We start from the raw sequence: 9,436 nt of genomic DNA on the forward strand, positions 1-9,436 counted from the left end.
TAGCCACGGCCTATCAGTCTGTGCACGTCAACTATTGAAAGCGCCGTATACCGAACGGTACGTACGGTGTTGTGAGAGGACGGCGGTTAGTCACCGCCTCCTACTCGATTATGTGACGCCGCGTGAATATGGCGATAAGCCATGATGGAGTATGTATGTGACGATATGCCATGTCCGCGTACAAGGTGTGATGCGGTGTGGAAGACGATGAGATATCGGGGCAGGGCAAAGAAACATTTTATTCTGATTTTGATAATGGACAATGAAAGAGGAAAACGGCATGGATGATCTGGACAGAGAAATTGAGTATGCGCTACGAATGCGGCCTCTTTTAAAGAAGAATGCGCTCTACAGTGATGAGACGGAGATGTTTCAGAAGCCGATGGAGCCGCAGCCTGGAGATCTGGTGACGATCCGGTTCCGGACGGCGAGAAATAACGCGGATGCGGTATATCTTCACCATGGCGACGCCAGAATGCGGATGCACTTTCAGGAGTGCCGCGACGGGTTTGATTTTTTCAGCATTCAGATCAAAATCCGGGACGAGATTTTTTCGTATTATTTTGAGATCGTGGCAGGAAACAATACCTGTTTTTACTGTAAGCTCGGTGTGCAGAGAGAGGCGCCGTCGGATTATCTGTTCCGGATCATTCCGGGATTCCATACGCCGGACTGGGCGAAGGGATGCGTCATGTACCAGATTTATCCGGACCGGTTCCGGAACGGCGATGCCTCGAATGACGTTCTCACCGATGAATACAGCTATATCAACGAGCATGTACAGAAAATCGAGGACTGGAATCAGCCCCCGGCAGATATGGACGTGAGAAATTTCTACGGAGGAGATCTTCAGGGAATCATCGACAAGCTGGATTATCTGGAGAAGCTCGGCGTGGAGGCGATCTATCTGAATCCGGTCTTTGTGTCCGCGTCCAATCACAAGTATGATACGCAGGATTATGATTACGTGGACCCGCATCTGGGGAAGATTGTCAGACAGTCGGGAGATCTTCTTGCGCCCGGGGACCATGACAACACACACGCGGGCCTCTACATCAGCCGTGTGACGGATCATGAGAACCTGGAAGCGGGGAACCAGCTGTTTGCCAGGCTCATTGCAGAGGCGCACGCCAGGAACATTCGCGTGATCATCGACGGTGTCTTCAATCACTGTGGATCCTTCAATAAATGGATGGACCGTGAGAGAATCTACGAGGGCAGGCCGGGATTCGAGCCGGGTGCCTATATCTCGGAGGACAGCCCCTATCACGACTATTTTGATTTCCAGCGGGGCTCTGTCTGGCCGTATAATTCCCATTATGACGGGTGGTGGGGTCATGATACGCTGCCGAAGCTGAATTACGAGGATTCCATCAGGCTGCAGGAGGATATTCTCCGGATCGCCGGTAAGTGGGTGTCGCCGCCGTTCAGCGCTGACGGATGGAGACTTGACGTGGCGGCTGATCTGGGGCATTCCTCGGAATTCAACCATCAGTTCTGGAAAAAATTCCGCCAGAAGGTCAAGGAGGCGAATCCGGACGCCATCATACTGGCGGAGCATTACGGGGATGCGGGTTCCTGGCTGAAGGGTGATGAATGGGACACCGTCATGAACTACGATGCGTTCATGGAGCCGGTATCCTGGTTCCTCACAGGGATGGAGAAGCACAGCGACTCATACCGGGAGGATCTCCTGGGCAACGCGGACAGCTTTGAGGACGCTATGCGTTATCACATGGCCTCGTTCACCATGCCCTCGCTGCTGGTGGCGATGAATGAACTGGATAACCATGATCATTCCAGATTTTTGACGAGGACGAATCACAAGGTCGGCCGTGTGCAGAACCTCGGAACCAGGGCGGCGGAAGAGGACATCGATATTTCTGTGCTGCGAACCGCTGTCGTGATTCAGATGACCTGGCCGGGAGCGCCCACCGTGTATTATGGCGATGAAGCGGGTGTCTGTGGATTCACGGATCCGGATAACCGCCGGACCTATCCCTGGGGCAGGGAAAATGAGGAACTGATCCGTTTTTACCAGGGGATCATTGCGGTACACAGGAATCATACAGCCCTGCGGACTGGATCGCTGAAGCTTCTGTACAAGGATTACAATGTTCTGGCATACGGAAGGTTCAACGAGGAGGAGCAGATCATTGTTCTGGTGAATAACCGGCAGGAGGATTATTATATGGAAGTTGTTGTGTGGCCGGCAGGGCTGAACCGGTATGCGCACAAGGACTGTCTGACGCGAATTTTCCGATGCGACAGGGACGGCTGCTCGGGGGATACGGAAGAGGTTCCCGTGGAAGCCGGCGTCCTCAAGACGACGATTCCTGCCTCCGGCGCGCTGGTGTTCGCACACAAAAGCGAAAATCCGGATGATGTCGCGATCTATGATCTGAAGAGAAAGGCACACCGCTGAAGTCCCGGGCCGGGGCTTCAAGGCAAGGGGAACTGCATTTGTCCCGGTCTGGTGCTTCAAGGCAAGGGGAAATGCATATGCGCCCGGGCTCTGGTGCTTCAGAGCAAGGGTAACTGCATCAGCGCCCGGGAATTGATGTGAGAAAGGATGACCATGAATATTGTAACAAAAATCTTATCGGTGCTGGTAGCGCTTGAATTTTTATACATCTTTTATCTGGAAACAATTGCGACAAGCTCGGAAAAGACTTCGAAAGTGTTCGGCATGACGACGGAGGAGCTTAAACAGAAAAATGTCTCGGTTCTGTTCAAGAACCAGGGCGTTTACAACGGCCTGATCGCCGTGCTGATCCTGCTGGCTGTTTTTGTGTTTGCCAGCAAGGCGGCTGTGATCTGCCTGATGGTCTATATTGTTGCGGTCGCGCTGTATGGAAGCGTGACGAGCAACCCGAAGATCATCCTGATGCAGGGAGGACTGGCAATCCTGACGCTGATCTCCTGTATTTTCTGAGGCTGCAGTTTATATTCAATAAAGGAGTGAGCAAGAAATCCCCCACCTTTATAGGTGGCGGGATGAATTGCGATAAACACGACTTATATTAATGCGAAATCATGATATAACTTGCAATCTCATAAAAATTACTATATAATTTCTTGTGTTGTTTAACACAGGCTGGTGTGGCGGAATAGGTAGACGCAAGGGACTTAAAATCCCTCGGTGCTTACACACCGTGTCGGTTCGAGTCCGACCACCAGCAGTACACGAATCCCCGGAAACCCTTGTAAATAAAGGGTTCCCGGGGATTTTTCTTTTCTACATCTAGCAAATATCTAGCATTTTCACCGATTTCAGCCTCTCGCGGTCGCGATCGCGCATTTTGTTTGTTACATGCATGTACACGTCTCGCGTCACGCCGCTGTTCGCGTGCCCAAGCCGCCGCGAGATCACATCGAGCGACACGCCGGCTTCTGCGAGGAGGGCGGTGTGCGTATGCCGCAGACTGTGGGGCGTCAGCCTCCGCCCGAGAAAGCGTTCTGCGTTTTCGCGGAAATATTTCGCGTACGCGTCATAGCTGATGTATTTCCCGTAATCGTCCGACATAAACAGATCTGTTCTGTACACATACATCAGCTGCCGCTCCTTTTCAAATTTTTTAATTCTACGGCACACGTCCAACAGTTCGTCCTGCATATAAACAGATCGTTCCGACATTTCGGTTTTTGTTGTGCTGATCTGCCGGATCTCCCGGGAGAAGGTTTTGGTAACGGATATCTCCCTGGTGCCCAGATCGACATCCGAATCATTCAGGGCGATGGCCTCGCCGATCCGGAGCCCAGAGAGGATCAAAAACTCGGTGAGCAGCTTCCACCGTTCGACCTTCATTCCGGAAAGCAGCTTGTCGATCTCTTCGTGTTCCAGGTACTTTTCTGCATCCCTTACACGGGTGGACGGCACCCGCTTCCGTTGGATCCGGTCGAGATATGCCGCGTCATCCACATACCCGGCGCGGTAGGCCCAGCGCATGAGGGCCTTATAACGGGTCAGTCTCTCGTTAAATGTAATGTCATCACCTGTATATAGCCTGTCAGCGACTACGGGCGCGCTCAGACGGCCCGCAATCGTATCGCGACCAATTAACCAATTAACCGTATAAGAGTAGCAACGCGCCTTCTCGTGGCTTCTGCGCTCTGTAGTTTTAACTCCTTGTGCTGATATTCCACGTATTTTTCGCACAGATCCGCAAATGTGATACTATTGGTCACCGGGTCCCCGGCCGACATGATTTTTTGTATTTTCTCCCGGAGAGCGTCCTCTGCGACTTTGACATCAGATTTCCGCCCGGTCGGCTTAATGGTGATCGTTGCGGTTTTGGTTTTTCCGGTCAGTGGGTCCTTGTACCGTTCGTAGTAGCAAACATTACCTGATTTTAATTTCTGACTCCACATGCTTTCTCCCTTCCGGGATCCATGTTATAATAGATATGCACAGATCCCTGTGTTTCGATTCATTTTTCCCCGGAGTATGACGGTGCTCCGGGGATTCTTTGACTAATTCTTTGACTATCTTTTGACTATCTTTTGACTATCTTTTGACTTCCTTCATAAACAATCCCATAAAACACTAAAGGGCCCGGAACCATAGCTCCGAACCCTTTAGGTAGGTCGACACATCGACCAGTCCTTAAATTCGGATTTTATTATATTACGTTTTATTGATGCTTGCAACTAAAGCAAAGAGGCCTTGAAACTTTACGTCTCAAGACCTCTAGCGGCCGCTCAGCAGCCATTCGCTAATTGAGTTCATTGTATCACAAAAACAGGTCTTGCCGACTGTTAAATTTTTGTAAAAAAACGCTCCAAGTTTCGGCATTATCCAAATCACGGATAGCTTACTTCCTTGGAGCATAATTAATAGTACGGCGGATATGGCCACATCTCGCTCCATAAGTATAGCTAAATAGCAGGATGCTGTCAATTGTTCAAAGTTTCCCCCTCACTTCCGTAACCCTCCCTATTATTTTTACGGGTAGCTCTCTGACCTCTTTTTCTGAAAAATACATCGGTGCATAATTCGCATTATCCGATAGCAGGGCGATTCCGTCCGCATACTTCTTAATCCTCTTGCAGGTCGCGTGATCCCCGTTTACAGTAGCAATCACTACATCCCCGTCTTCCCATCCCAATTCACTATCAAATATTACGGTATCCCCGTTCTGGATCCGCGGGATCATGCTGTTTCCATCAATCCGGCAGGCCCGGACGTGCTCCCCGGGCTCTTTGTCGTAGTCAATCCACTCCAACACGTCCTCTTCGGCATAGATCGGCTTTCCTGCGGCTACGGTGGTTAATACCGGGATGCGGTAGTGGCCGAAAAGCCCCGGAACACTTCCTGTGATTGGATTCTTTTCTTCTACAAGATCTGCCTTGCTTATTCCGAAATAATTTGCCAGCATTTCGATTTTATCGATTCTCGGGTATGTCTTCCCGTTTACCCAGTCAGAAACTGTCATATAACTTAAATTCAACGCCTTACATATATCGTTTCTGGAAACGTTATTTTTATCCATGTAATATTTTAGATTTTTCGACATGATTTTTTTATTGCCTAAGTCGCTCATTCAATCACCTCCGATATATTTATAGTACAGCCTAAACCGTGATAAATCAATGAAAAAAATCGAAAAATCACGGAAAAACCGTTGACACAGCAAGAATGCCGTGGTATTCTTTAATCACGGTATAACCGTGACAGAAAGGAGGCCAAAATAAAGAAATGACGCTTAGAGCTGCACGAGTGAATAAGGGGTATACATTAAAACAGGCAGCGGAACTTATCGGTGTAAATCCTGATACTATTGGAAGATGGGAAAAAGGAGAAAGCTATCCCAATGTTCCGCAGATAAAGGCAATTGAAAAGGCGTACGGAATCACGTACAACCAGATCAATTTTTTATGCCCCAATATCACGGATTAACCGTGACAGAAAGGAGGCAATCACACGTGGAAGAAGATTCGCATGCAAAATTCATTGCAGGATTCCTGCTAGGAATCGTAATAGTATCGCTGATTATTAAATTCGCATAATCGGAAAGGAGGCGATCACATGATCAAGGATATGAGCAAAGAACACAGCGTTTGTGTTTCTGGTTCTATGGTGGTCTACGAGCGCTGCCGCCGGCATATGAGCCAGAAAACTCTGGCGGATTATCTCGGCATTTCGGTACGGACCCTCCACAAAATCAAGACTGGCGAGAAGGTGCCGGACGAAACCGTAAAGTCTAAGCTCCGCGAGGAGTTCGGAGCGGAGCGGTTCGAAGGATGTTGGGAAGGAGGAGCAGATGGAAGATAAACAGAAAATCATGAATTTGCTGTGCAGAGCATTGCAGGCAACACGAAACGCGTCCGACCTGATCAGCCTGACGTACATTCCACACGAGGAGCACGTCATCGCAAAATTTGAAGAAGGGGACCGCGAAATCAATGTCGCGATGGACAGCGGAACGGCAATGATCAGGGATGTTGTTAACCATCTCGAATGTTAGGGGGTGATCCTATGAAGACATATGAAAGCAAACGACAGCTGGCCGCAAGGTACGGGATCTCGATTTCGACGGTCGAAAGTCTTCTTCGCCGGATCAGAAGCCTGATCGGTGTCCGTTATCCCCGGGACGCGGTGACGCACTGCGGAAAGATCGTCCGGATCCGGTCAGATGTATTTGACGATCTCCTCGCATGGGGAGACGCCATCGACTGCGGAATCGCGCCGGAGTTCCGGGACCGCGAAACGCGTGTTGTATGGGAGCGGTTGGCATGATTGTGGCTATAGACAGGGGCAATGGCATTACGGAGCTGATCTGCAAAGAGGAGGGGAAAGATGAAGACAAAAACGTTTGCAAAACTGATGAGCCGAATTGCAGCGATTTACCTGATGCTGCTGCCGGTATCATGCATCGGGATAAAGGCACCATCAAGGGGTGCTATTGTGGCCGGAATGGTGTCGCTGTTGTATTTAATCGTCTGCTATGCAGCGGACGGGAGGACGAAAAGTGATTAATCCGGACGAGAAACTGGTGAAAGAACTGGAAAGAATTACTGCAGAGGTCCGGGATCTGAGTGGAAGAATCGACGAAAAGGTCGAAATAAAAACCTGCATAGGGAAGGACGGAGAAGTTTCAGCCACGGCAGCGGTCGGAGAGTATTCTTACGAGATCTTTTTCAATGGGGATTCCTATCTGACTTATAAGAATGGAATTCGGGGGACCGTAAAACCGGAGACGGTAAGATGGGGGCAGAAACCATCAGACTGGTAAAAAAAGGACGCTGCGAAAGCGGCGTCCAACGCGGGTGTAGCGTATATTTATATGCAATTAAATTGTATACCACACCCGGGAAAAAGTCAACAAAAATAAGGGCTTTCGGAGCCCTTTAGAACTCGATTAGGTTATTAAAGTTAGAGACAAACCGGAGACAGAAGTGGCATACAAACAGCGCAAATACGAGTTCCGGAATGCGATAGAGATAGAACAGTATCATTCAGCGCGATACGGGCCTCCCGGAGGAAGAGGGCCGAGAGAGAAGCCGACACCGGAACAGATGGAGAAGATCAACCACCGGATGAAGGTAAAAACTTGCCGGCATAAACTGAGACAGAATTTTGACATCAACGATTATTTTGTCTGCCTGTCCTATAGACAGGACGAAAGACCGGAAAACATGGAACAGGCAAAAAGAGACTGGCAGCGGTTCATAACCAAAGTCAGGAGGGAATACAAAAAGCGGGGCGAGGAACTGAAATGGATCCGCAACGTAGAGGTGGGAAGCCGGGGAGCCTGGCACATCCATCTGATCATAAACAGGATCACCGAAACAGATATCATCCTCGCGAAGTGCTGGCCACACGGCAGGATTTGGCACGAATTGCTGAATGACCGGGGGGAATTCCGGGAGCTTGCCGAATATATCACCAAAGACGAGAAGACCGACAGCAGGTTGAAAGAGGCTAGTTATTCGACATCCAGAAACCTTCCAACACCTCCGCCGAAGAAAAGAGACTGCAAAAGAAAGACATGGCCGGAAAAGATGTGGTGTCCGAAAGGGTTTTACATCGACAAAGACAGCATCGAGGAAGGTATAAACCGAATGGGTTACGAATACCGCAGTTACACGGTGCTGCGGAGTAGGAGGATCTAAGTGGACATAAAAATATACATAGGGGTATCGACCAAAAGCCCCAGAAGAACGGAGAGGCAGATCTGCTATCTGCTTTCGTGCGAAAAAGATGGGAAAGAAGAAACCAGGGGAGGGGATCCGGAAACCGTGACAGAGACCTATCACGGAGCGACCACCATTGCCGTAGAACGGGCAATGAAACGGATCACCGGACCCTGCAAAGTAAAAATCTACGCGGAAGACGCGTGGACACTGAACATGATCAGAAAACAGATGCCCGAATGGGCGAAAAGCGGATTCCGAAACGGCAGCGGATCCGGATGAACAGACACAAAAACCCGCGGGATACAGTAACTTACTGTATCCGGAAGCCTCTGAAGAGGAAGAAAATCCGGAGAAAATCGAGAAAAAAGTACCGGAAAACACGGGAAAATACCAAGAGGAAGCGGAAACCACCAGCAATCCGGCAATTGCGCCGGCGCAAAAACCCGCGGGATACAGTAACTTACTGTATCCGGAGGCCTCTCGAGAAGAAGGGGGAAAGCTGTCAGACAACGAAGAAATAACCGACATCCTCGAGCTGGATAGCAGGCTGACGAATGCAATTTGTGACAAGAGGTGGGAAGGCGCCCTGAAAATCATGGAAGAGATGATGGAAGCCGTAAAAGAAAAGATCAGAAGGGAGGCAATAGAATGGGCGAACAGGAAGGAAAGCTAAAAGAAAATTTCGGAATCTGCAGGTTTTGCGGACAGGTACTGATGGTTAAAGCGGCGGAAGACGCGACCGAACAGGAACTGAACACCCTTGCCACAGATAAATGCGAGTGTGAAGGGGCAAGGGAATGGCAGGAAATGCAGGATCAGAAGGCATTCGCAGAAGCAAAAATAAAAGAATGCTGCGCAAATGAAACGGTGAGGGAGGTCCTGATTGGTCAGGTGGAGAACATCCAGAGAAATTCGTTCCGAAGCATCCAGATCACAACGGAGGACGGTGTCGTTTTTGCAATCCGCAGGACAACAACCGGGAAGCTAAAAATCAAAGCCAAAGAGATTACGGTGGTGGAGGCAGAGGCATGATCTATCCAAAGCGCCCAAGGAAAAAGCAACGGCAGCGGCACGCAAAGAGCATATTTATTCAGGCTCCGGGGACATGCTATTTGTGCGAGTTGGAAGGTGATTATTCACAGAAATACACCGAACTTCATCACATATTCGACGGACCAAACAGAAGAATCAGTGAAGCAAATGGCCTGACCGTACGACTTTGCCTGAAACACCACAGGGAAGGGAAAGAAGCGGTCCACAACAATGCGGAAAAAATGCGGCTGCTGCAAAGAACCGC

14 protein-coding genes and 1 tRNA gene are annotated in these 9,436 nt (G+C 49.6%); 12 read left to right on the forward strand and 3 right to left on the reverse strand.

From position 1 onward, the window contains the following. Positions 1 to 280 precede the first annotated feature (280 nt). The 3 genes from ACTQZS_RS15065 to ACTQZS_RS15075 all read left to right on the forward strand — a co-directional run bounded on the left by ACTQZS_RS15065 (position 281) and on the right by ACTQZS_RS15075 (position 3,182). On the forward strand, positions 281 to 2,425 hold the full coding sequence (locus ACTQZS_RS15065) for a glycoside hydrolase family 13 protein (protein ID WP_441476547.1): 2,145 nt from the start codon (positions 281 to 283) through the stop codon (positions 2,423 to 2,425). Positions 2,426 to 2,578: 153 nt separating this feature from the next. After that, positions 2,579 to 2,935 carry a DUF1304 domain-containing protein gene (locus tag ACTQZS_RS15070; protein ID WP_441476548.1) on the forward strand — a complete coding sequence of 119 codons (357 nt, stop codon included), beginning with the start codon at positions 2,579 to 2,581 and terminating at the stop codon, positions 2,933 to 2,935. Positions 2,936 to 3,096: 161 nt separating this feature from the next. Next, positions 3,097 to 3,182 (forward strand) — tRNA-Leu (locus ACTQZS_RS15075). A 62-nt stretch (positions 3,183 to 3,244) separates the two neighbouring features. Here ACTQZS_RS15075 and ACTQZS_RS15080 read toward each other — a convergent pair. From ACTQZS_RS15080 to ACTQZS_RS15090, 3 genes are all read right to left on the reverse strand, one after another. Next, a complete protein-coding gene (locus ACTQZS_RS15080; protein ID WP_441476549.1) occupies positions 3,245 to 3,949 on the reverse strand; it encodes a site-specific integrase in 705 nt (234 codons plus the stop codon). 110 nt (positions 3,950 to 4,059) lie between these two features. Next, positions 4,060 to 4,371, reverse strand: a complete 312-nt coding sequence (locus ACTQZS_RS15085; RefSeq protein WP_441476550.1) for a hypothetical protein — start codon at positions 4,369 to 4,371, stop codon at positions 4,060 to 4,062. A 533-nt stretch (positions 4,372 to 4,904) separates the two neighbouring features. Beyond that, positions 4,905 to 5,543, reverse strand: coding sequence for a LexA family protein (locus ACTQZS_RS15090; protein WP_441476551.1), 639 nt, complete (start codon positions 5,541 to 5,543; stop codon positions 4,905 to 4,907). A gap of 155 nt (positions 5,544 to 5,698) precedes the next feature. Between ACTQZS_RS15090 and ACTQZS_RS15095 the strand changes: the two genes are divergently transcribed. From ACTQZS_RS15095 to ACTQZS_RS15135, 9 genes are all read left to right on the forward strand, one after another. Further along, entirely contained in the window at positions 5,699 to 5,899 is a 201-nt protein-coding gene (locus tag ACTQZS_RS15095) for a helix-turn-helix domain-containing protein (RefSeq protein WP_441476552.1), read from the forward strand. A 129-nt stretch (positions 5,900 to 6,028) separates the two neighbouring features. Next, entirely contained in the window at positions 6,029 to 6,274 is a 246-nt protein-coding gene (locus tag ACTQZS_RS15100) for a helix-turn-helix domain-containing protein (RefSeq protein ID WP_441476553.1), read from the forward strand. Then, positions 6,264 to 6,467, forward strand: a complete 204-nt coding sequence (locus tag ACTQZS_RS15105; protein ID WP_441476554.1) for a hypothetical protein — start codon at positions 6,264 to 6,266, stop codon at positions 6,465 to 6,467. Before ACTQZS_RS15100 ends, ACTQZS_RS15105 begins: the two co-directional genes overlap by 11 nt. Before the next feature lie 11 nt (positions 6,468 to 6,478). Further along, entirely contained in the window at positions 6,479 to 6,739 is a 261-nt protein-coding gene (locus tag ACTQZS_RS15110; RefSeq protein WP_441476555.1) for a hypothetical protein, read from the forward strand. Positions 6,740 to 6,799: 60 nt separating this feature from the next. Then, positions 6,800 to 6,979, forward strand: a complete 180-nt coding sequence (locus ACTQZS_RS15115; RefSeq protein WP_441476556.1) for a hypothetical protein — start codon at positions 6,800 to 6,802, stop codon at positions 6,977 to 6,979. After that, positions 6,972 to 7,235, forward strand: a complete 264-nt coding sequence (locus ACTQZS_RS15120; protein WP_441476557.1) for a hypothetical protein — start codon at positions 6,972 to 6,974, stop codon at positions 7,233 to 7,235. Before ACTQZS_RS15115 ends, ACTQZS_RS15120 begins: the two co-directional genes overlap by 8 nt. 163 nt (positions 7,236 to 7,398) lie before the next feature. Next, positions 7,399 to 8,115, forward strand: coding sequence for a rolling circle replication-associated protein (locus tag ACTQZS_RS15125; protein WP_441476558.1), 717 nt, complete (start codon positions 7,399 to 7,401; stop codon positions 8,113 to 8,115). After that, entirely contained in the window at positions 8,116 to 8,418 is a 303-nt protein-coding gene (locus ACTQZS_RS15130) for a hypothetical protein (RefSeq protein ID WP_441476559.1), read from the forward strand. A gap of 369 nt (positions 8,419 to 8,787) precedes the next feature. Continuing rightward, positions 8,788 to 9,171, forward strand: coding sequence for a hypothetical protein (locus ACTQZS_RS15135; RefSeq protein WP_441476560.1), 384 nt, complete (start codon positions 8,788 to 8,790; stop codon positions 9,169 to 9,171). Positions 9,172 to 9,436 lie beyond the last annotated feature (265 nt).

Source organism: Bilifractor sp. LCP19S3_H10 (assembly GCF_052119185.1).
Taxonomy (GTDB): Bacteria; Bacillota; Clostridia; order Lachnospirales; family Lachnospiraceae; genus Bilifractor.

What these genes read in the sequence shown, in the direction of transcription:
- ACTQZS_RS15065 (WP_441476547.1), top strand. Translation starts at nt 281, where the DNA reads ATGGATGATCTGGACAGAGAAATTGAGTATGCGCTACGAATGCGGCCT.
- ACTQZS_RS15070 (WP_441476548.1), top strand. Translation starts at nt 2,579, where the DNA reads ATGAATATTGTAACAAAAATCTTATCGGTGCTGGTAGCGCTTGAATTT.
- ACTQZS_RS15080 (WP_441476549.1), bottom strand. Translation starts at nt 3,949, where the DNA reads ATGCGCTGGGCCTACCGCGCCGGGTATGTGGATGACGCGGCATATCTC.
- ACTQZS_RS15085 (WP_441476550.1), bottom strand. Translation starts at nt 4,371, where the DNA reads ATGTGGAGTCAGAAATTAAAATCAGGTAATGTTTGCTACTACGAACGG.
- ACTQZS_RS15090 (WP_441476551.1), bottom strand. Translation starts at nt 5,543, where the DNA reads ATGAGCGACTTAGGCAATAAAAAAATCATGTCGAAAAATCTAAAATAT.
- ACTQZS_RS15095 (WP_441476552.1), top strand. Translation starts at nt 5,699, where the DNA reads ATGACGCTTAGAGCTGCACGAGTGAATAAGGGGTATACATTAAAACAG.
- ACTQZS_RS15100 (WP_441476553.1), top strand. Translation starts at nt 6,029, where the DNA reads ATGATCAAGGATATGAGCAAAGAACACAGCGTTTGTGTTTCTGGTTCT.
- ACTQZS_RS15105 (WP_441476554.1), top strand. Translation starts at nt 6,264, where the DNA reads ATGGAAGATAAACAGAAAATCATGAATTTGCTGTGCAGAGCATTGCAG.
- ACTQZS_RS15110 (WP_441476555.1), top strand. Translation starts at nt 6,479, where the DNA reads ATGAAGACATATGAAAGCAAACGACAGCTGGCCGCAAGGTACGGGATC.
- ACTQZS_RS15115 (WP_441476556.1), top strand. Translation starts at nt 6,800, where the DNA reads ATGAAGACAAAAACGTTTGCAAAACTGATGAGCCGAATTGCAGCGATT.
- ACTQZS_RS15135 (WP_441476560.1), top strand. Translation starts at nt 8,788, where the DNA reads ATGGGCGAACAGGAAGGAAAGCTAAAAGAAAATTTCGGAATCTGCAGG.